Annotated in this window: 24 protein-coding genes and 1 tRNA gene; 11 read left to right on the top strand and 14 right to left on the bottom strand. The window is 32.9% G+C overall.

The genetic code is table 11. From position 1 onward, the window contains the following. Positions 1–573: 573 nt before the first annotated feature. A complete protein-coding gene (locus tag LPB88_RS20270; RefSeq protein ID WP_230717493.1) occupies positions 574–813 on the top strand; it encodes a hypothetical protein in 240 nt (79 codons plus the stop codon). A gap of 49 nt (positions 814–862) precedes the next feature. Next, a complete protein-coding gene (locus LPB88_RS20275) occupies positions 863–1,303 on the top strand; it encodes a hypothetical protein (protein WP_230717494.1) in 441 nt (146 codons plus the stop codon). A gap of 257 nt (positions 1,304–1,560) precedes the next feature. Here LPB88_RS20275 and LPB88_RS20280 read toward each other — a convergent pair whose 3' ends face one another. Beyond that, the gene (locus LPB88_RS20280) at positions 1,561–1,827 is read right to left on the bottom strand and encodes a hypothetical protein (RefSeq protein ID WP_230717495.1); all 267 of its coding nucleotides are present in this window, start codon (positions 1,825–1,827) and stop codon (positions 1,561–1,563) included. A 195-nt stretch (positions 1,828–2,022) separates the two neighbouring features. Then, a tRNA-Met gene (locus tag LPB88_RS20285) sits at positions 2,023–2,096 on the bottom strand. Between the two features lie 154 nt (positions 2,097–2,250). Here LPB88_RS20285 and LPB88_RS20290 point away from each other — a divergent pair. Next, a complete protein-coding gene (locus LPB88_RS20290) occupies positions 2,251–2,643 on the top strand; it encodes an START-like domain-containing protein (protein ID WP_026984135.1) in 393 nt (130 codons plus the stop codon). A gap of 54 nt (positions 2,644–2,697) precedes the next feature. Next, on the top strand, positions 2,698–3,537 hold the full coding sequence (locus LPB88_RS20295) for an aminotransferase class IV (RefSeq protein ID WP_230717496.1): 840 nt from the start codon (positions 2,698–2,700) through the stop codon (positions 3,535–3,537). On the opposite strand, the gene LPB88_RS20300 is transcribed toward LPB88_RS20295, so the two are convergent. The 6 genes from LPB88_RS20300 to LPB88_RS20325 all read right to left on the bottom strand — a co-directional run bounded on the left by LPB88_RS20300 (position 3,534) and on the right by LPB88_RS20325 (position 9,433). After that, on the bottom strand, positions 3,534–4,094 hold the full coding sequence (locus LPB88_RS20300) for a YqgE/AlgH family protein (RefSeq protein WP_089353007.1): 561 nt from the start codon (positions 4,092–4,094) through the stop codon (positions 3,534–3,536). The genes LPB88_RS20295 and LPB88_RS20300 overlap by 4 nt on opposite strands. Before the next feature lie 127 nt (positions 4,095–4,221). Beyond that, positions 4,222–4,494 carry an HU family DNA-binding protein gene (locus LPB88_RS20305; protein ID WP_017498096.1) on the bottom strand — a complete coding sequence of 91 codons (273 nt, stop codon included), beginning with the start codon at positions 4,492–4,494 and terminating at the stop codon, positions 4,222–4,224. Between the two features lie 180 nt (positions 4,495–4,674). Continuing rightward, positions 4,675–5,622: a methionyl-tRNA formyltransferase gene (gene fmt / locus LPB88_RS20310; protein WP_230717497.1), complete on the bottom strand. Its 948-nt coding sequence runs from the start codon at positions 5,620–5,622 to the stop codon at positions 4,675–4,677. Continuing rightward, positions 5,622–7,517 (bottom strand): ATP-dependent DNA helicase RecQ, encoded by a 1,896-nt coding sequence (locus tag LPB88_RS20315; RefSeq protein WP_230717498.1) that lies wholly within the window; start codon positions 7,515–7,517, stop codon positions 5,622–5,624. Before LPB88_RS20315 ends, fmt begins: the two co-directional genes overlap by 1 nt. Before the next feature lie 65 nt (positions 7,518–7,582). Then, positions 7,583–8,116: an ATP-binding protein gene (locus LPB88_RS20320; protein WP_230717499.1), complete on the bottom strand. Its 534-nt coding sequence runs from the start codon at positions 8,114–8,116 to the stop codon at positions 7,583–7,585. A gap of 399 nt (positions 8,117–8,515) precedes the next feature. Beyond that, positions 8,516–9,433 carry a S9 family peptidase gene (locus LPB88_RS20325; RefSeq protein WP_230717500.1) on the bottom strand — a complete coding sequence of 306 codons (918 nt, stop codon included), beginning with the start codon at positions 9,431–9,433 and terminating at the stop codon, positions 8,516–8,518. Between the two features lie 294 nt (positions 9,434–9,727). On the opposite strand from LPB88_RS20325, the gene LPB88_RS20330 reads away from it, so the two are divergent. The 4 genes from LPB88_RS20330 (at position 9,728) to LPB88_RS20345 (ending at position 13,198) form a co-directional block, all read left to right on the top strand. Continuing rightward, complete coding sequence (locus tag LPB88_RS20330; RefSeq protein WP_230717501.1) at positions 9,728–10,024, top strand: DUF493 family protein; 297 nt, start codon at positions 9,728–9,730, stop codon at positions 10,022–10,024. Between the two features lie 3 nt (positions 10,025–10,027). Beyond that, positions 10,028–10,750 (top strand): DUF4290 domain-containing protein, encoded by a 723-nt coding sequence (locus tag LPB88_RS20335; RefSeq protein WP_230717502.1) that lies wholly within the window; start codon positions 10,028–10,030, stop codon positions 10,748–10,750. A 202-nt stretch (positions 10,751–10,952) separates the two neighbouring features. After that, positions 10,953–12,266, top strand: coding sequence for a UDP-N-acetylglucosamine 1-carboxyvinyltransferase (gene murA, locus LPB88_RS20340; protein WP_089352900.1), 1,314 nt, complete (start codon positions 10,953–10,955; stop codon positions 12,264–12,266). Between the two features lie 56 nt (positions 12,267–12,322). After that, complete coding sequence (locus LPB88_RS20345; protein ID WP_230717503.1) at positions 12,323–13,198, top strand: cation diffusion facilitator family transporter; 876 nt, start codon at positions 12,323–12,325, stop codon at positions 13,196–13,198. A 301-nt stretch (positions 13,199–13,499) separates the two neighbouring features. Here LPB88_RS20345 and LPB88_RS20350 read toward each other — a convergent pair whose 3' ends face one another. The 3 genes from LPB88_RS20350 to LPB88_RS20360 all read right to left on the bottom strand — a co-directional run bounded on the left by LPB88_RS20350 (position 13,500) and on the right by LPB88_RS20360 (position 17,171). After that, positions 13,500–15,989, bottom strand: a complete 2,490-nt coding sequence (locus LPB88_RS20350) for a DUF5686 and carboxypeptidase regulatory-like domain-containing protein (protein ID WP_230717504.1) — start codon at positions 15,987–15,989, stop codon at positions 13,500–13,502. A 70-nt stretch (positions 15,990–16,059) separates the two neighbouring features. After that, positions 16,060–16,473: a type II 3-dehydroquinate dehydratase gene (gene aroQ / locus LPB88_RS20355; RefSeq protein WP_230717505.1), complete on the bottom strand. Its 414-nt coding sequence runs from the start codon at positions 16,471–16,473 to the stop codon at positions 16,060–16,062. A 131-nt stretch (positions 16,474–16,604) separates the two neighbouring features. Further along, positions 16,605–17,171 carry a porin family protein gene (locus tag LPB88_RS20360; RefSeq protein ID WP_230717506.1) on the bottom strand — a complete coding sequence of 189 codons (567 nt, stop codon included), beginning with the start codon at positions 17,169–17,171 and terminating at the stop codon, positions 16,605–16,607. Between the two features lie 458 nt (positions 17,172–17,629). On the opposite strand from LPB88_RS20360, the gene LPB88_RS20365 reads away from it, so the two are divergent. From LPB88_RS20365 to LPB88_RS20375, 3 genes are all read left to right on the top strand, one after another. After that, the gene (locus LPB88_RS20365) at positions 17,630–18,208 is read left to right on the top strand and encodes a porin family protein (protein ID WP_230717507.1); all 579 of its coding nucleotides are present in this window, start codon (positions 17,630–17,632) and stop codon (positions 18,206–18,208) included. A gap of 80 nt (positions 18,209–18,288) precedes the next feature. Further along, positions 18,289–19,185 carry a site-specific tyrosine recombinase XerD gene (gene xerD / locus LPB88_RS20370; protein ID WP_230717508.1) on the top strand — a complete coding sequence of 299 codons (897 nt, stop codon included), beginning with the start codon at positions 18,289–18,291 and terminating at the stop codon, positions 19,183–19,185. 144 nt (positions 19,186–19,329) lie between these two features. Continuing rightward, complete coding sequence (locus tag LPB88_RS20375; protein WP_230717509.1) at positions 19,330–20,850, top strand: PAS domain-containing protein; 1,521 nt, start codon at positions 19,330–19,332, stop codon at positions 20,848–20,850. 68 nt (positions 20,851–20,918) lie between these two features. Here the strand turns inward: LPB88_RS20375 and rny are convergent, their stop codons facing one another. The 3 genes from rny to LPB88_RS20390 form a co-directional block, all read right to left on the bottom strand. Next, positions 20,919–22,481, bottom strand: coding sequence for a ribonuclease Y (gene rny, locus LPB88_RS20380; protein ID WP_230717510.1), 1,563 nt, complete (start codon positions 22,479–22,481; stop codon positions 20,919–20,921). A gap of 207 nt (positions 22,482–22,688) precedes the next feature. After that, positions 22,689–22,982: a cell division protein ZapA gene (locus LPB88_RS20385; RefSeq protein WP_041516860.1), complete on the bottom strand. Its 294-nt coding sequence runs from the start codon at positions 22,980–22,982 to the stop codon at positions 22,689–22,691. 6 nt (positions 22,983–22,988) lie between these two features. Continuing rightward, positions 22,989–23,279 carry a hypothetical protein gene (locus LPB88_RS20390; RefSeq protein ID WP_089352909.1) on the bottom strand — a complete coding sequence of 97 codons (291 nt, stop codon included), beginning with the start codon at positions 23,277–23,279 and terminating at the stop codon, positions 22,989–22,991. Positions 23,280–23,383: the final 104 nt, after the last annotated feature.

Genomic DNA, 23,383 nt, shown 5'->3' on the forward strand with positions numbered 1-23,383 from the left:
GCAAACATTGGGGTTAGGTATATGTGATGTAAGATTTTTTTGTATAACAAAAGTATTTTTTATTACTTAAAAACTGTAATCAGAAGAATACTTTAACTCATTTTTGACATTAGTTTAAAAAACGGAGATTCCATTTTTACGGAGTTTAGTTTTTAGAATAGGATCGAATCAGTTATTTTTTGGAATTAAAGGATAAAAAAACGCTCAATATTCTTACGGGTATAAAATTAAGTAAGACTATTCTTTTGTTTTTGCTGATTTGATATAATTTTAGTGATTGTTGAGTTTTTATATAAATTTTGATGTTGCATTTGTATAATTAAACAAATTTCAGGTTTCATTTTATAATATGAAACAGAGTTAAATTGTAAATAGCTTTTTTAGATTTTAATATGACTTAATTTTATAAAGGATTTCTCTTTGATACATTTTTATTTTTTTGATCAAAGTCTAAAGAAATAAAGTGCGATTTGATTTCAATAAATAAAGTTTTAATTAGTCGGTTTATTATTTTTCATTTTACGATTTGGTGGTTTTTTGAACTCAATTTATTTTATAAAAAAAATATATATTATGGCAGTTCCAAAAGAGTTATATAATGCAAAATTCCTGGACTATATAGAATCTCTAAAGATTTTGTATTTAGTAGATGACAAATTCAAAGCGATTTGCGATGATTATTGCAGAAGTAAATTGAAAACAGAAAAGTATAAGAAAAAATTCGAAAAATACTTTCAACATAAATTAGAAGTCGAAAATTTATCTAAGGAATTAGAAGATGAAATTTTAATTTATTTAATAAGGAAAGGCTAGAAATAGAAAGGCATTATAAAGTATAATAATCTTAAAAATAAAGAACCTTATGAGAGCAATAAAAAGGAATCTTGGTTTTATTTTGACAGTAATTTGTATTACAGCAATTAGTTTTACTAGTCAGGCACAAAAAATAAATCGTGTTGGGAGTAATGCAGTAAATGCAGGAAGTTGGAGAGTTCTGGGAACAGTTCATGCTAAACACACCGCAGATCATGATGCACTAAATGTACCGGGGCCACATGATTATTATAGAAGGATAAAATTTAAAGTGACAGATTCTCCTCTAAATATGCAAAGAATAGTAGTTTGTTATGATGACGGAGCGCCTGAAAATATTAATACAAGATTCAATATACCAAAAGGTGGCGAAAGCAGAGTAATTGATTTGAAAGGAGGAAAACGAAAATTAAAATCAATTGAGTTTTGGTACGATACCCAAGGTTTCCTAAATGGTAAAGCAGATGTTACTGTATTTGCAATGAAGTGATTTGAGAATATTTTCTAAATATAAATAAAAACAAGTCCTTAATCAGTCGATGATTAAGGACTTGTTTTTATATAGTAGACACGATTTGATCTTGTGGTTTTAGTATTGCTAGTATTTCTAAAACAAAACGTTATTATAAAAAGCCCGGCTTTTTGAAAATTAGAATCCAATCTTTTTTGATTACAAGCTAATAACAAATTATCTCTGGACTTTTAATAAAGAGAAAACAGATATTCTTTCTTCTAAACATAGTTTGTTTATTCTTCCTGCTCTAAATTATTATTATTATCAGCGGCAGAAATCTGATCCAGTATGTTGGTTTGGTTGGGAGAAATATAGTTTTTTACTTCAGCATTGTTTTCTTTCTTAAAAAGAAGTTCTAATGCGTTGTAGAGTCTTAATAAAACATCTTTGTCTTCTTTTTTAATATCTAAAGCATTATTAAAATTAAAAACATAATTATTCGAATTGCGTACTTCTACTTTTATCGTTTTTGATGTGATTTTAAATTTAACTATGTCCATATTTATAACGTGTTAACTTTTTGATTTTTTCCAACATGAAAATTATAACATGTCTCTAAAAAGTATTAAAGATATTTAATTATTTAGAGTTATAACTTAATTATTTAAAGTTCCTTATTGTATTTTTTTATACAATGAAGAAATAATTTCAATAAAAAAACCCTAATCAATTGATGATTAGGGTTTTGTTTTTTGTAGCGAGGACGGGAGTTGAACCCGTGACCTCAGGGTTATGAATCCTGCGCTCTAACCAACTGAGCTACCTCGCCAAGATTGCAAGTGAACCGTGTTCCTCATTGCGGGTGCAAAGATAGAAATAATATTAAAGGTTGCAAGAATAAAATGAAGAAAAAAAAATATTTTTAAAAATGCATTGTTTTTGGACATATATTCTTATATTTCCAAAAAAATTAAAAGTAGCACATGGATCCAAAAATACGTTACGAAATCGAGTTTCCTATAAATTCTTCGCCGCAATTATTATATCAATATATATCAACACCATCAGGTTTGTCAGAATGGTTTGCAGACAATGTAAATTCAAGAGGCGAATTCTTCACTTTCATTTGGAATGACTCGCAGGAAAAAGCGCGTTTGGCTTCTAAAAAAACCGGAGAAAAAGTAAAATTTAAATGGGTTGACGAAAGCAGTAAGGATACGGAATACTTTTTTGAATTGCATATCTTAGTTGATGAGTTGACTAAAGATGTGTCATTAATGGTTGTAGATTTTGCTGAAAAAGAAGAGGTAGGCGAGGCTAAACAATTGTGGGAGAATCAGATCTCAGATCTGAAACATCTTATAGGATCTGTTTAGTAAAAGTCTATTTTATACCTTATATTTGCCCTGAACAAAATTCAGGGTTTTTTTATGATCAATTTTAACGGAAACATAGTAGAGCAGAACGATAATATATTAACTCAAAATCGTGCTTTTTTGTATGGAGATGGTGTTTTTGAAACACTAAAAATAGTCAACAATAAAATCTTGTTTCTCGAAGATCATTATTTCCGATTGATGGCTTCAATGCGTGTTGTTAGAATGGAAATTCCTATGAATTTTACGATGGAGTTTCTGGAAGAACAAGTTTTAAGTCTGGTTCAGCAAAACGGAATTTCAGCATCAGCGCGTGCCCGAATTACTGTTTTTAGAAACGATGGCGGATTATATTTGCCAAAGACTAATGAAGTTTCATATTTAATTCATGCAACACCGCTTGAGAATGTTGTTTATGCTTTAAAATCAGGCGAATATGAAGTTGATTTATATAAAGATTTCTATGTAACCAAACAATTATTATCGTCCATTAAAACGACTAATAAGATGATTAATGTTACGGGAAGTGTTTTTGCTCATGAAAATGGTTTGGCAAATTGTCTTTTGATAAACGATACTAAAAATGTGGTCGAAGGATTACAAGGCAATTTATTTATGGTTGTGGGTAAAAAACTAATTACACCACCAATCTCTGAAGGTTGTTTAAATGGAGTAATGCGTAAACAAATTCTAGCATTGGCCAAAAAAGTTGAAGGTATAGAGGTACATGAAGAAATAATTTCGCCGTTTGATCTTCAAAAAGCAGACGAATTATTTCTAACAAATGTAATCATGGGAATACAACCGATAACCAAATATCGAAAAAAGGAGTTTACCAGTAATCTGGCTCATTTATTATTGCAAAAACTAAATGAATCCATATCTGAAAATTAATTCAGATATGGGTTTTCAGGTGCATTTGACCATATAAGATAATCTCCGCCAAGCTCAATAATTTGTTCTTTCCAAAAATGAGTGGTTGACTTTCCTATAATTTTGTTTTTGTAACTATTATCAGCAATGATCCAAGAGTTTCCCTGCATTTCATTCTCAAGCTGATTTTCGTCCCAACCTGTGTATCCTAAGAAAAAACGAATATTATTTTTGCTAATAGATCCGTCGTTAATTAAGTCTTTGGTTGATTCAAAATCACCTCCCCAATAAATTCCATTAGATATCTCGACACTATTCGGGATCAACTCTGGAATATTGTGAATAAAATATAGATTATCCTGCTCAACAGGGCCTCCATTATATATCTTAAAAGAAGCTTCGATCTCAGGAATTAGATCATTAATAGTATACTTTAGTGGTTTATTAATGATAAATCCTATTGATCCTTCTTTGTTATGGTCTGCTAATAAAATTACCGATCTATTAAAAGATAAATCTCCAATTATAGAAGGCTCGGCAATAAGCAGGTGTCCTTTTTTTAATTTTTCTGAAATCATACGGCTACAATTTTTATTAAATTTAATCATAAAATATTTAAAATCCCAAATAAAATCGTTAAACCGCATAAAAAAACCCTCCATAGGAGGGTTTTGATTATATTATAAGTTTAGAGAACTTTCTTACTTAGTTCACTGCACCTTCTAATTCAGCTCCAGCTTTGAATTTAACTACATTTTTAGCAGCGATTTGGATAGTTTTTCCAGTTTGTGGGTTTCTACCATCTCTAGCAGCTCTAGCAGAAACTGACCAAGATCCAAAACCTACTAATGAAACTCTACCACCTTTTTTCAAAGTAGCTCCTACGTTTCCTAAAAATGACTCTAAAGCTAATTTTGCCGCAGCTTTTGTAATTCCTGCATCAGCAGCGATAGCATCGATTAATTCTGATTTGTTCATAATAATTAGTTATTAATTGTTGGTTAAAAAAAATTGTTAATACACAAATTTAGTAGGAAATCCGTTCCTTGCAAGTGTTTTCTTTAATTTTAGCAAAAATTGTTAATAACTTGCTTTTTTTGTTCATAAAGCAGGTTGTTCATCGGTGAAAATCAGGTAAAAACCCCTGTTTTACTGACTTTAATAGACCTTTGCAGTATCAGAAAAAGTTATCCCATTTAGTAATTCGGCCACTTGCATTCTCTTTTTTCCCGGTAATTGTAAACTCAATAGCTGAATAAAGCCATCCTGAACGGCAACTTTGATTTCTTTTTTGCTGCAAATCAAACTTCCGGACGCATAAGAATGAGCTTCGGAAATTAGTTTTGCCTCGTATATTTTGATTGTTTGTTCTTCGTCTTTGTCTTTCAAAAAACACCAGGAAGCAGGATACGGACTTAAGCCTCGAATCAGATTGTTGATTTCGGCTCCGGATTTTGTCCAGTCTATTTTGCAATTTTCCTTATTTAGTTTGTAGGCCGTTTTAATTTCCTCGTTATCTTCCTGAATTGTAGTAGTAACATTTCCGTTTTCGATAACTTTCAAAGTTTCGATTACAGTTTTGCTTCCTAACAGCATTAATCGGTCGTGTAATTGTCCTGCATTTTCTGTTGGTTCAATTGCAATTTCCGAATTTAAAATCATTGCGCCAGTATCAATTTTGTCATCGATAAAGAAAGTTGTAACACCAGTTTTGGTTTCTCCATTAATAATAGCCCAGTTAATTGGCGCTGCACCACGATAATTTGGTAGCAAAGAAGCATGAAGATTAAAAGTTCCTAAACTTGGCATTTCCCAAACTAGTTTTGGTAGCATTCTAAAAGCAACAACAATTTGCAAATTAGCATTCAGGGCTTTTAATTCGGTCAGGAAACTTTCGTCTTTTAAATTTGTAGGTTGTAATAAAGTAAGGTTGTTCGCCAGTGCATATTCTTTCACAGCCGAATATTTTATTTTTTGTCCGCGTCCTGCCGGTTTATCTGCAGCAGTAATAACGCCAACAACATCGTAATTGTTTTTGATAATGGTGTCCAAAATGCCAACAGCAAATTCCGGAGTTCCCATAAATATGATTCTCAATTTTTCCATTATAATTTTAAAGTGTATTTGTTATTCGGTTGAATGGTAATGTGATTGTTTTCTAATAATTCCTGAAGTACCACAACAATATCGTTGGCATCCAGTTTTATCTGAGTCTGAATTTCTCTTGAAGTCAAAGCAGTCGATTTTAATAAATGCAGAATTTTATCGGCAATCGAATCGGCTTCGGTAATTTTTCCTTTTTGAGTAATGCAGTAAGAGCAAACGCCACAATTAGAATTGGTTTCTTCTCCAAAATAGGCTAAGATCAATCGGTTTTTGCAAGTTTTGTTCTCCTTTATATAATGTAGAACAGATAAAAGTTGTTCTTCTTTTAATTGATTTTGTTTTTCAAGATATTTCGAAACTCGATTAATTGTTAAGTCGTCTTCGCGAACTTCATTAAATAATATAGTAGCGTCGTTATTTTTAGATTTGTATTCGATGATCTCTTTTTCTTTCAATTTTTCCAGAACGGCCGAAACCTGCTCTTCGGTATGATGTGATTTTTTGGCAATCAACGAAAGATTAAAAGGAGTTTTCATTTCATAAACACCTGGATAAGTTCTTAAAATTGCCAAAATAATTTCCTCGTCATTTGGATTTAAGCTCGTATACCGAATCACTTCTTTCGATTCGATTAAAAATTGCAATGTAATCTTTTCCGAAAATTCCTGAGACATCGTAATAATTCCCTGCTGATTTAAAAATTGCAAAGCATTATAAGTTTTTAGAGTAGGGAAGTCGTATTTGTGACAGAAATGATTCAACTTGAATGAAAAAGAATCATCCAAACCTTCGCCATAAGCAATCTGAAAATAATTGCAAAGTTTTACATACATCAGTTTCAGGAACTTTTTATCTGGTAAAACGCTCAAAAACTGTTGTTCAGTTTGATTTGCATCTGAATTATTGTAAAGCAAAACCGAAAAAGCTTTTTCGCCATTTCGTCCCGCTCTTCCGGATTCCTGATAATAGTTTTCGATATTTTCAGGAAGTTGCGTATGGATAACCGTTTTTACGTTGTCTTTGTCAATTCCCATTCCAAACGCATTTGTCGCGACAATAACCTGCGCTTGTTCAGACATCCACAACTGCATGTTTTTGTCTTTTTCTTTAGCCGAAAGTCCGCCGTGATAATAAGTTGCTTTGAATCCTAACGATTGTAATTGCGTCGATATGTTTAAACACGATTTTCTATTTCGTACATATATAATAGAAGGCTGTGGATTTTTTTTTAGGATTTGTTCTGTGCGATACAATTTGTCTTCAACTTCAAAAACCATGTATGCGATATTTTTTCTTTCAAATGATTGCTGAAAAAGTATTGGATCTTTCAGGCCTAATTCGGTTTTAATATCTTCAATAACTCTGGGAGTTGCTGTAGCGGTCAAAGCCAAAAATGGAATCTTAGGAAAAAACTTTTTAAGTTCAGAAATCTTCAAATATGCCGGACGAAAATCATGTCCCCATTGAGAGACACAATGTGCTTCGTCAATCGCAATTAAATTTATAGGAAGATTTTTAATACGTTCCAAAATCCAATCTGATTGTAAACGTTCTGGAGAAAGGTATAAAAACTTATAATTTCCGTATTGGCAATTGTCTAATAAATCAATGATTTCTTCTGTGTGGATTCCGCCCGTAAGCGCAATGGCTTTAATTTCTCGTTTCTGTAAATTCGCCACCTGATCTTTCATCAAAGCAATCAAAGGCGAAACCACCAAACAAATACCTTCCTGCATCATTGCCGGAACCTGAAAACAAATCGATTTTCCGCCGCCCGTTGGTAAAAGGGCAAAAGTATCCTGACCGTCCAAAACCGCTTCAATAATCTCCTTTTGTAACGGTCTAAAACTGTCGTGTTTCCAGTATTTTAAAAGAATTTCTTGCGCTTCTGGCATTGGTCATGTTTTAAAGTTAAAAAATTTAGAAATCAGTTTCTAGTTTTACAACTTTAAACATGTGCCTAAATTTTATCTAAGATATAAAGAATTCTGTTTTCAACCGTATCTTTAGGTACTTCAATTAAGTTGTAGCCGTATTTTTTATAGGTATCAACAAGATGTTTCTGAATTGTTTGTGCTTGTTCAAAATTCTCATAGCGCTCTGTGTCGCTCTCGTAAATTTCTTCCCAAGGTGGTAAAATAAAAGTTTTAGAATATTTAAAATCCTCACAAGCCTTTATGAAACTCTCCGGATAATCGTCGCCAATATAATCCATGTAAGCCACAACATCAGGAATTCCGCGGTCTATGAAAACTACATTTTCCGGTTCTTCAAGAGCGTTTTCGAATTGCTTTATGCGTCCTTCCAATAACATTTCACTAAACAATAAAGGTTGTTCCAGAAACAATTGGTCGATACCACGTTGTTGTGCTTCGAGCGTAACTTGTCTTGAAATTTCAGGGTAACAGCAGTAGCCACGAGCTACCAATTCGTTGATAAGAGTAGATTTTCCCGTTCCCGGGCCACCAATGAGAACTATGATTTGTTTTTGCACTTTCTAAAAATAAAGCGCAAATTTACCTAAACTTATTGGTATTTAAAAAGATTATTTTGCTTTGAGCGAATGATTTCGCAATTTTTACAATTATTATGGTGTCGGATTGAAATCCAACGTTGCAAAATAAACCATTTCTACGGAATTGAAACCAAAAAAGAATCATAGGTTCGGCAAATATTATGTGCTGGATTGAAATCCAGCTCTACAAAATAAATTGTTCCTCCGGAACTAAACTAAGAAAGAGCCATAGGCTCAACCAATATTGTAGGGCTGGACTTTAGTCCAGTTTGTATAAAAAGATATAAATTCCAGCGGAATGTCATATTTATAGAAAGTTATGACGTTAAAACCAGCGAGTTTAAGATTTGTTTTGGCTTTGGCCGAATTATTTACGGATCACTCACAAAACAAATATTTACTAGAACTCACATTCTTTTTCCCTGAAGGAATAATAATATGAGATTCAAATTTCTTTCCTTTCAAAACATCATTTACAAAATCCAGAACATATTGTTGTCCTTGGTGGAAAAGATAACCTGAAAATTCATGTCCGCCACCGCAAAACGTAATCAATTCAATATCTTTATGTAAATCGTTCATGTGATTGTAAACGGCATAAGATCCAAAAAGAATCAGCCAACCCGGAGCGTTTGTTAGACACGAACGGTGAGAACCTGCTGCATACGGAACCGTCGCATCATTATTTCCGTGCGCTAATAACATAGGAATCGCTTTTTCTTTCGTAATCAAATTAATATCCTGAATAGCACCCGAGCCTCCAATGAAACCAACGTATTTAAAACTTTCAGGCAAATTACTTTTGTATAAATTCATCAGTTTATAATCCCAAAATGAAGCATGAAAACCAATTTCGGCTCCGGCACTAATTCCGGAAATGAATATTTTTGAAGAATCAAGATTGTATTTGTTTGCGTTTTCGATCAAGAAAGAGGTTGCCTGCCACATATCGCTCGCACCAATTTGGATTGCTTTTATTTTTTCAGTCAAAGTTCCTTTACAGCCAAAATCTTTTCCTTTCATATATAGACTGTATGAAATATTTGCAACTGCGTAACCGTTTTTTGCCATAAACATTCCAAAGTCTTTTTCGCTCATTCTTTCTCCTCCGGAAAATCCACCTCCAAAAGCAAAAATGATCAACGGAGTTTTTTCGTTAGTTTTCTTTTGAGGTAAATACAAATCCAGATCCAGTTTGATTGTATCATTTTGAAAATACGTCATCGTTTTGACTTCCTGAGCCTGAATGTTGTTGAAAATGAGAATTGTAAAAAGGAAGATGACGTAATTTTTCATTAGAATATGTTTTTAATCTCTCGATCCTCGGAGTTTTGGGAGCAAAGTTTTTCAAATATAAAAGTTCGCCACGAATTTCACGAATTTTCGCTAATGTTTAACTTTATAAAAATCAGTAGATGAAATAATTTGTGAAATTAGATTTTAAGAGATATTAATTAGTGCAAATTTGTGAATCCCGATAGCTATCGGGAGTGGCGAAAAAAAAGCTGTTTTTTCAACGAAAAATTTCTAATTTCTAAAATCTGAAATCTGAAATCAAAACCGTATATTTGCGTTTATTTTTAATTACGAATGGAAAACGATAAAGAAAAAGAAACCGCCGAATTTTACGAAAGATTAAAGGTCGAGTTGGATAACTCAAATACTTGGCCAGCAGAATATTTGTATAAATTTATAATGCCTTCGGTAGGCGATAATGTCGAGCGAGTTGAAAAAGCTTTTGATAGTATGGGTGCGGTTATCAAAACAACAAAATCTAAAACAGGTAAATTTACCAGTGTTTCTGTAGATGTTACCATGCATAGTGCTGACGAAGTGATTAGCAAATACAAGGAAGTCTCTACAATAGAAGGTATAGTTTCATTATAACTTATGGTCGAAAAATATAAAAAAGAAGTCGCGAATGATGTTGTTTTTAATTTAGAATACAATTCTGAAAGACAACGTTTACTTATTCCGGAATACGGTCGTCATTTGCAAAAATTGATCGATCAGGCAACCATTATTGAAGATGCTGAAACGCGCAATAAAGCTGCGAAATACATCATTCAGGTTATGGGAAGTCTGAATCCGCATTTGCGTGATGTGCCGGATTTTCAACACAAATTATGGGATCAGCTTTTCATAATGTCTGATTTTAAATTAGATGTAGAATCGCCATATCCAATTCCTTCAAGAGATGTATTGCAATTAAAACCAGATGTTTTGCAATATCCTCAGAACTTTCCAAAATACAGATTTTACGGTAATAACATCAAATACATGATCGATGTTGCCAATAAATGGGAAGATGGCGAAATGAAAAATGCATTGGTATTGGTGATTGCCAACCACATGAAAAAGTCTTATTTAAGCTGGAACAAAGACACCGTTAAAGACGATGTGATTTTTGAACACTTGTATGAATTGTCAGGAGGTAAAATCAATTTGTTGCAAAGTACAGAAGAGCTTTTAAACACAACTGACTTATTGCGTACCAACAAACGTATGTCGAATAAAATTACGCCAGCCGGACAACCAAAAATTCAAAGCAATAAAAATAATAAAGGACCGGGAAAACCAAAGCCTTTTCAGAAAAATAACAATCAAAAGTAGGAAAAGTTACTAAGTGACTAAGTTGCTAAGGTTTTTCTCTTGGAAACTTAGAACCTCATTAACTCAGAACCTTTTAAAAAACAATCAGAAATACAAAAAAGTTGCTAAGCATATAAGTGACCAAGTTGCTAAGCTTTTATTTATAAAAGAAAAAAACTTAGAACCTTAGAACCTCAGTAACTCAGAACCTTAAAAAGAATATATGGGAATTTTTAAAATCGAAGGAGGAATACCTTTAAAAGGAGAAATCACTCCGCAAGGAGCAAAAAACGAGGCATTACAAATTTTATGTGCTGTGCTTTTAACGGGTGATAAAGTGAGAATTAATAATATTCCCGATATTATTGACATCAACAAATTAATCACTTTGTTGGGTAATTTAGGAGTAAAAATTCAACGCAATGAGCCGGGGTCGATTACGTTTCAGGCAGATGAAGTTAATGTTGGATATTTAGAAACCGAAGCTTTCAAAAAAGAAGGTGGAGCGCTTCGTGGTTCTATTATGATTGTTGGGCCATTATTGGCACGTTTCGGAAAAGGATATATTCCAAAACCGGGAGGAGATAAAATTGGTCGTCGTAGATTAGATACACACTTTGAAGGTTTTATTAACCTTGGAGCAAAATTCAGATACAATAGAGAAGACCACTTTTACGGAGTAGAATCTCCAGAAGGCGGACTTACAGGAACAGACATGTTGCTTGATGAAGCATCAGTTACCGGAACAGCAAACATTGTAATGGCTGCAGTTTTGGCAAAAGGAACAACAACAGTTTACAATGCAGCTTGCGAGCCTTACTTGCAACAATTGTGTAAAATGTTGAACTCTATGGGAGCTAAAATCACAGGAGTTGGTTCGAACTTATTGACTATCGAAGGTGTTGAAAGCCTTGGAGGTTGCGAGCACAGAATCTTGCCTGATATGATCGAAATTGGTTCTTGGATTGGTCTTGCGGCTATGACAAAAAGCGAAATTACGATCAAAAATGTAAGCTGGGAAAATTTAGGTTTGATTCCAAATACATTTAGAAAATTAGGTATTACGATCGAAAAACGTGGTGATGATATTTATATTCCTGCTCACAAAGACGGGTACGAAGTAAAAACAGATATTGATGGTTCTATTTTAACCATTGCCGATGCACCTTGGCCAGGATTTACACCTGACTTATTGAGTATTGTTTTGGTTGTGGCAACACAAGCAAAAGGTGATGTTTTGATTCACCAAAAAATGTTCGAAAGCCGTTTGTTTTTCGTAGATAAACTAATCGATATGGGAGCAAAAATCATGTTATGTGATCCGCACAGAGCTGTGGTTATGGGACATAATTTCGAATCTCAATTAAAAGCGACAACAATGTCATCTCCGGATATTCGTGCGGGAATCTCATTATTAATTGCAGCACTTTCAGCAAAAGGAACAAGTACAATCCAAAATATCGAACAAATTGACCGTGGATACGAGCGTATCGACGAGCGTTTAAGAGCAATTGGTGCGAAAATCGTGAGAGCGTAAAAAAATATTTGCCACTCCCGATAGCTATCGGGAGTGGCGAAAAAAAAATAGTCTAAATGACAGATGAACAAAAAGCTGTAAAAGCTACTATCTTTAGTATAGTTGGAAACACCTGCTTAGCCTTGATAAAAGGTTTGGCAGGTTTTTTTGGCAATTCATATGCCTTAATTGCAGACGCAATAGAATCAACAGCCGACATATTTTCGTCTTGTTTGGTTTTGTTTGGAATCAAGTATTCTAACAAACCTCCTGATGAAAATCATCCTTATGGACATGGTCGCGCCGAGCCTTTGATTACTTTTTTGGTAGTTGGATTCTTAATTACTTCGGCAACTATTATTGGGTATGAAAGTATTGCAAACATCCAGACTTCGCATGATTTGCCTAAATCCTGGACTTTATATGTCTTGGGTGCTATAATTATCTGGAAAGAGTATTCGTATCGATTGGTAATGAGACGAAGTAAAGAAACAAATAGTTCTGCTCTTGCAGCAGATGCCTGGCACCATCGTAGTGACGCGATTACATCTGTAGCAGCGTTTATCGGGATTTCGATTGCGCTAATTATGGGAAAAGGTTATGAGTCAGCAGATGACTGGGCGGCGCTTTTTGCTGCTTTTTTTATCTTATACAATAGTTATAAAATTTTCAGACCGGCTCTTGGCGAAATCATGGATGAAAATCTAAATGATGATTTGGTCGAAGAAATTAGAGTTGTTGCCTTAACAGTCGAAGGTATTTTAGGAACCGAGAAATGTTTTATCCGTAAAGCCGGAATGAAATACCATGTAGATCTTCACGCTATAGTTTCAGCTGGAATCTCAGTAAAAGAAGGACATGAGTTGTCGCATAAACTTCAAGATACTTTAAAAGAAGAAATACCTCAATTAGGAAATGTTCTGATTCATATAGAACCAGATGATTATCATTGAGGAAGGTTCTAAGGTGCTAAGATTCTAAGTCTCTAAGGTTTTTTAATGATATAAAACCACAAAATCCGTTTATTCTAAAAGAGTAAACGGATTTTTTATTTGGGCGTTTTCGCCGCGGCGAACGGGTTGTTATGTAATTTGAAGTTTTTATGGTTTTTTTTGTCACTTCGACGGAGGAGAAGTCACATAAAGAAACTCACGTAATGTGATTTCTCCTCCGTCGAAATGACAATATTGTAGAAATGAATTGAGTTATTCGAAATGATGATTTAGAATCTTAGAAACTCAGAACCTTAGCAGCTTAATCCAAAACATTCAAAATCTTCAATCCAAACACAACACCATTTTGTTGAATTCCGCCTTGATAAGAATGAACATAATCTACCCGAAACATTTTAAATTTCCCAAAACCTAAGTTATCTAAACCAACTGTGAATTCAGAGTATGGTTTTCTATCCGGAATTGCTAAGGAATGAAATCCAAGATTCATAGTAGATTTTAAAAGATTCAATAACGGAATTTTATTCATAATAAATCCCGTGTCATTGTGCTCTAAATGCATTTCAAAATAACTGTCGTTTGTGCTGTTGGCGTAGTATGGCATCAGATTAAAAACATTCAAATAACGGTCACTTGTGCCTATATGAGTTTGGTTTCCGTTAAAATGTCTGTAGTCGATAAACGAAATATTCTCGGCATTAAAGAACTTCCCACCTCTAAAATTCATTCCCAGGATTCCTTTATTCCCTAATGATAAATCGTATTGTACAGAAGCGCCAATTCGCTCAAACTCGTATATCTTTTCGCTCGCGGCAAACGCTTTTTCAAAAGCTAAGAATACAGTTGGATATTTATCATTTTTAAAATTAAATCTTCCGTCAGGACGAGAAATATATTTGTTTCCAAAATTAATTCGAGCTATTAAAGTCGTTTTAAACAAATGATGCTGATCAAAACCTGGAGTTACAAAATCATTTGGTGCCAACGGATTGTTTGACGAGTAAATATCATCTCTTTTAAAGAACGAATAATCTGTTGTATTAAAAAGAGGTTTTCGTTGTTCATAAGCAACTTTTGCATTCAGATTTATTCCATTTGCAACATCTTGAGAATAGTTGATTTGAGCAAATTCTAAATTATATAACTTCATGTAATTGTCTTTAAAAAACAAAGAACTTATAGAATTGATAAATTTACTTATTGGTTCTGCACTATTAAATTGAACAACTTTTGTTCCTCCCGAAGCCGAGATTGTAGCATAATTTGTATTGTTGAATTTATGACTAAATTCGCCTGTAACACGAAAACGCTCATCAGAAAAACCATAATTAAAGGTTGTACTTATAGAAGTGCTTTTTCCTTTTTCTTCATTCCATTTTTTAAATGAAAAACCAGAGTCCAGATTAAAACCTTGTACGGTATTAAAACTTAAAGACGAAAGATTTAGCAATCCTTTATATTCAAAAGAATGTTTCTCAAAAGTATTCTTGTATTCATAACCCATTATGACATCGAATACTTTAAACTTATTGTTTTTAGCGTCGATTGAATCTGTATATTTCTGAGATTTTTTAATGGTTTGTAAACTGTCTTTTTTAGTATAATCGTTGCTTTCCTCAATGGTCAAAGGAATTGGTCGGATTTCATTCCAGAAAGCGTCATCTTTTTTATTTGCATCCGTTTCGAAAGCTACAATTTCATTTCCGAAAGTTTTCTTCTCAAAAGAAGTCGGAAATTCATAATTCGAATAAACATAATTGAATTTTCCGGAGAACTTTACCCCAAAAACACCGGCATTAAAAGCAAGAGTTTGAGCGTTTTTTGACCAGATTTTATTTTTTATATTATAACTAAAACTCTGTTTTAGATTCATTACCTCGGTGAATTCGTTTTTCATTCGGTAACCCTTTATGTCTACATCTACGGCATAAATGGCAAAACTATCATCAACGATATAAATGTAGCCTTCAAAAACAGGTTCTTTATCACGTTTTGGCGTTACTTTTATTTTGTAAATCTGCTGATTGTTATCATCAAAAAATGAGCCTTCGAGTTTATATTTGTAGTAATTGAAAGCATTATCAGCAATAGGAGAGATGATATTAATGTTGAATTCTAGCGTATTGTCATAGAAATCATAGGTCGATAAAGTGGCTGTATTATAACTAAAGCCTTTATTATTTCCTGAAATTCTGGAAGCAATAATTTTCTCTTTTAGTTTGCTAGGTTTTTCAAAAGAAATCTTCGAGATCGTTTCTGATAAATACAAAATACCAGTTCCTGTTGAGTCTAAGTTTGAAGCCATATCGTCGCCAATATCCACTTTCATTCCCATTATTTTCTTCGGAAGATCTTTTATTTTGAACATTCCTTTCGAATAAAAATCAGCGGTATAACGTGCTGTTTTTTCAGAATTGTTCTTTTTATTTGCGATTGCACTTTTTATAATGGCGTTCGCAGGATTGTTTTTAGGATCAATAACGACCTCATTCAATGCAAAACTTTCTTCCTGCATTGTGATGTTTAAGGTAACCGTTTTTGAATCTGAAGAAACAGTTGATTTTTGAGTTTTAAACCCTAAATATTGAAAGACTATTTTGTTTTTGCCAATCTCCTTTACGTTGAGCTGATATTTTCCCTGCTCATTAGAAGTTGTTCCGGTGTATGTGTTTTCTTCAAAAACAGATACAAAAGGAAGCGGGTTTCCTTTATCGTCGGTTATGGTTCCTTTGATCTGTGCAAAGTTTGAAATCGAAAAAAATAAAAAGGCAAATAAAGTATAGTTTCTCATGAAAGTTTTTTCTCTCACAAAAATAGAATAAGTAAAAAACGAGCCTATTAATAATTTGTTAAATATCTAATTACAAGAATGCCTGAATCGCCAAATCATAGCTTTTTAGTCCAAAGCCCAGAATAACGCCTTTTGCATTTCCGGACAAATACGATTGATGTCTGAAGCTTTCGCGAGCATAAGTGTTCGAAATATGAACTTCGATTACCGGAGTTGTAACTGCTTTTATTGCATCGCCCAAACCAATAGAAGTGTGAGTGTAGGCGCCGGCGTTTAAAATAATACCATCAAATGTAAAACCAACTTCCTGAATTTTTCCAATCAATTCGCCCTCAATATTACTTTGGTAATAAGAAAGCTCGACGTTTGGAAATTTTTGCTTCAACGTTTCAAAGTAATCTTCAAAGGTTTGACTTCCGTAAACTTCTGGTTCTCTTTTTCCTAGAAGATTCAAATTGGGTCCGTTGATTATAGCGATTTTCATAAATGATTAAATTATATTAAAGTGTTTTGAATCTGTTTTACATTTCACAGAAGCATTTCACAAGAAGTGTAAAAATAAAAAAACCGTTCTAATTATTAGAACGGTTTTTAGAAAAGTATGTGATATATTTTTTAGAACAAGAATCCTGCAGAAAGTTGAACTACTGAGTTTCTAATATCAGCATTAGAAGAAACATCTGTTAATCCTAAACTATAGCGACCTTGTACAAATATACTTTTAGTGATTTTTAATCCTAAACCTGCGTTAATAGCAAAATCAAAAGTTTTAGCATCTTCGAAATCTACTTTGTTTTTTTGGCTTAGTAAAAATGAAGCTTGTGGTCCAACTTCTAAGCTTAATGATTTTGTCATATAGATTTTAGCCATTACAGGAATAGATAAATATGCTAATTCATTTTTGAAATCTTCCTGAGCATCAGCAAATTTGTAAGTTGCTCCTTGAGTAGAATATAAAAGCTCTGGTTGTATAGCGAATTTTTCTAATAATTTAATTTCTGCAAGAACACCTACGTGATAGCTGGTGATACCTTCTTTGTCAAATGCAACTCCTTGAAGACTTGCATCTCCAGGCTGACTTGCAAAGTTTACCCCTGCTTTAACTCCAAATTGTACTAATTGTGCTTGTATTGTAGCTGATGTTGCAATGAACAAAACAGCTGCTAAAATTATCTTTTTCATAAAAGTGTTTTTAAAATTTGGTATTTTTTAAATATTATCTATTTGTCAAAACTACAGAATTAAGAATTTATTGTTTTATATTTTAGTTTAAATAATTACTAAATTTCCCATGTTTTTTGTTTTTTACGAGATAAGAAGCTCTTTTTAAGAAAGTTGCCAGTGTTTTATTTTGCTGTGAAACTTTCATTTTTAGTACGAATAATATTTCAAATATATTTTTAAAGCGTTTTATTTTGGTAGGTTTAATTTTATGTTTTTTGGTTTTACTTTAGTTAGAAAGCAAACAAAAAATGATATATTCAGTCGTTTATATTGGGCTTAAATAGGTTTAACAATTAGTCATCGTTTTGTTTTATAAGAGTTTTGTTTCAATTACCACTTTATTTGTTAAAATAAAAATTAATTTTTATTAAGGATATTTTTATATTTGATGAATTATAACCCTTAAACAAATTGTAATGAAAAGAATTATTTTAGCTGCAATGGCAGTAATGGTATTTGGCTTTGCTAATGCGCAAAAAACTAGTTTTGGAGTAAAAGGAGGTCTTAACCTAACATCTTTTGCCGGAGGAAATTATTATGATGCTAAATCTTTAGTAGGTTTTCAAGTTGGTGGTTTTGCTGAGATTAAAGTTATTGAAAGATTAGCTATACAACCAGAGGTTTTGTTCTCTACGCAAGGTGCTAAATTTGATGGTGGTCCAGATGGTGATTTTGATTCTAAATTGAATTATATAAATATTCCTGTTTTGGCTAAATTTTTTATTACAAAGCAGTTTACTGTAGAGGCAGGTCCACAATTAGGATTTTTAGTTTCTGCTAAAGAAGATGGCCATGATGCAAAAGATTTTTATAAATCTGTAGATACAGGATTTAATTTCGGTGCAGGATATAATTTTACAGAAAATGTTTCTGTGAATCTTCGTTATACTGTAGGTTTATCAAATATTGCAGATTATAATACTGAAGATTTTGATCAGTATTATGATAGTCCAAAAAATAGCGTTTTAGCTTTGACATTAGGATATAAATTCTAATTTCTTGTCAAAAAATATTTTAAACCTTCCCTTAATCAGGAAGGTTTTTTTATGCCTAAAAATTGTTTTACTTTGTAGATATGAATTGGAACCGATATATAAAAGACTATCAATCGTATTTGCGAATTGAAAGAGGTTTGTCTAAAAATACAATCGAAAACTATGGTTTTGATATTGAGCGATTGTGTCTTTTTTTAGAGATAAATCAAATCGAAGTTTCGCCTTTAAAAATTACCGACGAAACCGTTCAGCAATTTATATATTCGGTATCTAAAGAAGTGAATCCGCGCTCGCAAGCGCGTATGATATCTGGACTTAAAAGTTTCTTTAATTATTTGGTTTTTGAAGATTATAGAAATGATAATCCGCTGGAATTAATCGAAACACCCAAAACAGGCCGAAAATTACCGGATACTTTATCTGTTAAAGAAATTGATGCACTTATCGCAGTAATAGATTTGAGTAAGAATGAAGGCGAACGAAATCGTGCGATGCTGGAAACTTTATATGGTTGCGGGCTTCGGGTTTCAGAATTGATTTCACTCAAAATATCTGATTTATTTTTTGATGAAGGATTTATAAAAATTACCGGAAAAGGAAATAAAGAACGCTTTGTTCCTATTGGAAAATTGACTCAGAAATACATACAAATCTATCAAAAGGAAGTCAGGGTAAATCTGGATATTAAAAAAGGCTTTGAAGATACTTTGTTTTTAAATCGAAGAGGAAACCAATTGACACGCGCAATGGTTTTTACGATTATAAAAGATCTGGCTGTAAAAATTGGCTTGCATAAAAGTATTAGTCCGCATACTTTGCGACATTCTTTTGCGACACATTTACTCGAAAATGGCGCCGATTTAAGATCAATTCAGTTAATGTTAGGTCATGAATCCATTACAACTACTGAAATTTATGTGCATTTAGACAGAAGTTTTTTAAAAGAAGTGATGCATTCTTTTCATCCAAGGAAATAAATTTTTTGGCAGAGCCCTGATTTTTACATCAAAAATTAATATATTGTAATACATTTTCTACTAAAGGCAGATAAGATCGACAAACGGCACTCTTTTTGTTTTTAAAGGTTATTTTGATCATTCAATCAAATAAATAAGTAATATATGGTTTTTGATTTATATGAAAATGAGGATTGCTTAAAGGTGAATAATTTTTATAAAAAATTGTTTGCCGAAATGCCCGATTTACTATTCCAATTTGTGGTCGACAAGGATAATAATTATTCTTTTCCTTTGGTCAGTAAATCGGCTGATGAAATTTTTGAGCTTACGATTAATGAATTTAATAATGATATCAAATTAATTATTTACGATCGAATTTTTCTTCAGGATCGTGAAATGTTTTTTCAAACTTTAGTTAAAGCACGTAAAGAAGTAAAACCTTGGTGTGTTGAATTTAGGGCTGTTTTGCCTAAGAAAGGTTTACGCTGGTTTAAAATTTCTGCTAAAACAGAGAAATCTGATGATGGCAGGGTTAGTTTTTTCGGGCATGTTTCGGATATTACTGATTTAAAAGACAAAGAAGAAAAATTGCGTATTTCCGAAGAGCGTTTTCAGTTTGCACTTGATGCTTCTACAGCCGGAATCTGGGATTGGGATATGGTTACCAATAATGTTTTTTATTCGTCTTTATCACTAAAAATACTAGAATTAGATTCGACAGATATTTTTGATGATCCTGAACGCTGGGATAAAATTGTACATCCAGATGATCTTCCAAAATACTATTCAGACATACAAGAACATTTTGATAATAAGATTCCTTATTATGAAAATTACCATCGTGTAATGACTTCCAGTGGTAACTATAAATGGATTTTAGACCGTGGAAAAGTAATTAAGAGAGATGAAAACGGAAAACCATTGCGTGTTATCGGAACTCATACAGATGTTTCTTTGCAAAAAGAAAAAGAATTAGAACTTATAAAAACAATGAAATTGTATGGTGATCAAAATAGTAGATTGCTGAATTTTTCACATATCGTTTCGCATAATTTAAATACGCAGGCAGGAAATATAAAATCGATTTTAGACTTTATTGATGCCGATGGAGATAAGGAAACGGTGAGTGAAATGTTAGAACATTTGAGAACTGTTTCTAATGATTTGAATGAAACGATTTCTAATTTAACACAAATTGTAAAAACGCAGAGTAATATTAATATTGCCGTTGTTCCTTTGAAGCTTTGTGAATATATAGAGAAAACAATTTCGACAATCAAAGGTTACGACAAGCAGGCAAAGGTTACAATCGTGAACAACGTTCCTCAATATTTGACTATTAATTTTAATCCGGCTTACTTAGAGAGTGTTTTGTTAAACTTCACTACAAACGCTATAAAGTATGCTCATCCTGATCGTGACCCAGTAATAGTTTTTGATTTTTCGATAGAACCAGAAGGCTATAAATCGCTAAAAATCACAGATAATGGTTTAGGGATAGATTTGGCAGTTTATGGGGATTTATTATTCGGAATGTATAAAACGTTTCATAAGCATCAGGAAGCTCGCGGAATTGGCTTGTATATTACCAGAAATCAAATTGAGGCAATGAAAGGAAGTATTTCTGTTGAAAGTGAAGTAGGAGTGGGAACGAGTTTTAAAATTGTATTTAATGATATGTAAATTCAAAACATTGTATAAATAAGAAAGGCTATCGTAACGATAGCCTTTTTATTTATAATGAAAAGAGATTACTTAGCGATATTAACCGCTCTGGTTTCTCTAATTACAGTAACTTTTACCTGACCTGGATAAGTCATTTCGGTTTGGATTTTCTGAGAAATTTCGAAAGATAAGTTTGCAGCATTATCATCAGAAACTTTTTCGCTTTCTACAATTACACGAAGTTCTCTACCAGCCTGGATTGCGTATGCATTTTTTACACCGCTAAATCCGTAAGCTACTTCTTCAAGATCTTTCAAACGTTGAATGTATGAATCCAGAACCTGACGTCTTGCACCTGGTCTTGCACCTGAAATAGCATCACAAACCTGAACGATTGGAGAAAGTAATGATTTCATTTCGATCTCGTCGTGGTGAGCTCCAATTGCGTTACAAACTTCTTCTTTTTCGCCATATTTCTCCGCCCATTGCATACCTAACAATGCGTGTGGTAAATCACTTTCAGTATCCGGCACTTTACCAATATCATGAAGTAAACCTGCTCTTTTAGCCAGTTTTACATTCAGGCCTAATTCGGCAGCCATGATACCACAAAGTTTAGAAACCTCTCTTGAGTGTTGCAATAAGTTTTGTCCGTAAGAAGAACGGTATTTCATTCTACCTACAACTTTAATTAATTCTGGGTGTAAACCGTGAATTCCTAAGTCAATAACAGTACGTTTACCAACTTCGATAATTTCGTCATCGATTTGTTTAGCTGTTTTAGCAACAACTTCTTCAATTCTGGCTGGGTGAATACGTCCGTCAGTTACTAATTTGTGCAATGCCAAACGAGCAATTTCTCTACGAACAGGATCAAAACAAGAAAGGATAATTGCTTCAGGCGTATCATCAACAATGATTTCTACTCCCGTTGCAGCTTCAAGCGCTCTAATGTTACGACCTTCACGGCCAATAATTCTACCTTTTACATCATCAGATTCAATGTTGAAAACAGAAACGCAATTTTCAACCGCTTCCTCAGTTCCAACTCTTTGAATAGTGTTGATGATAATTTTCTTAGCTTCTTGTTGTGCAGTAAGTTTTGCCTCTTCAATAGTATCTTGAATATGAGACATTGCTTTACTTTTAGCTTCAGCTTTTAAACCTTCAACCAATTGCTCTTTTGCTTCTTCAGCAGAAAGGCCTGAAATTACTTCAAGTTGTTGCAATTGACTTTTGTGCAGTTTGTCAACTTCAGCTTGTTTTTTGTCTAAAAGCTCAATTTTGTTATTGTACTCCTGAGTTTTAGATTCAAAATCGTCATTTACTTTTTTAGCTTTCGAAAGTTCATTCGAAATCTGAGATTCTTTGTCGCGTACTCTTTTTTCTACTTCAGCTACTTTTTTGTCTCTAGCTAAAATAACTTGTTCGTGTTCTGATTTTAATTCGATAAAACGCTCTTTTGCTTGTAGAATCTTATCTTTCTTGATATTTTCTGCTTCTAAATTGGCATCTTTTAAAATTGAGGATGCTTCTTTCTTTGCGTTTTTAATTAAATTAGAAATATTGCTTTTTTCGATGATTTTAGCGATTGCAAAACCTGCTGCAATCCCTACAATACCTGAAATAATGATCGTTATTATGTCCATGTTTGTTAAAATTTATATATAAAAAAGCCTACATTAATTGCTTGAATAAACTCGTAAAGACAAGTTTTGAGCTAACTCACTGTTCAAGTTTCCAAGCCGAAGCATGGCATACTATAGTAGCGACGATTTGCTCATTCTAAATTGTTAGTGTTGAGTTTACCAATTGTGAACTAATGTAGGCAGTATCTTAGTTTCTGTAAAGAACGTTTAATTTTCGAGATATTGATCTAATAGCGAATTTAATCTTTTAATTCTTTCGATAGTTTCTTCGCCATCGATTGCATTATCAATTTGTTTTTGTTCTACCTGTGATGCAAATTGCAAGGCACACATAGCCAGGACATCTTGTTTGTCACGTACCGCGTAACTTTCTTCGAATTGCTTGATCATAGCATCAATTTTCTTAGAAGCACTTCTAAGCCCTTCTTCCTGAGTTGGTTCTACCGTTAAAGGGTAAACTCTGTCTGCGATTGATATTTTAATTCTAAGCTTTCCGTCCATGTGTTTCTAATCTGATAGTTGTGCTATACAGTAATCAATTTCGCGAATTAATGAATTTATTTTAAGCTTTGTCTCTCTCTTGTTATTGTCGCTGCCGAGCAACGAATTGGCTATCTTAAGTGTCTCGTATTGCTTCTTCAAAGCTTCCATTTCTTCAGATTGTTTCTGGATAATTTGCGCAGCTTTGGCTAGTTCTAATCGTAAAACCTGATTGTTTTGTTCTAAAGCCTTTGATTTCTCAAAAAGCTTTTCGACTTTATATTCAAGAGTATCAATTATTTCTGCAATTACACTCATTATAAATCCTATTCATTACTTAATCCTACAAAGTTAGTATTCCTTTTTATTAATGCAATTTTTTATCGATTTTTTTGCATTAAAAATAGACAAATAAATGAAAT

It is taken from the genome of Flavobacterium sp. JAS (assembly GCF_020991455.1).
GTDB lineage: Bacteria > Bacteroidota > Bacteroidia > Flavobacteriales > Flavobacteriaceae > Flavobacterium.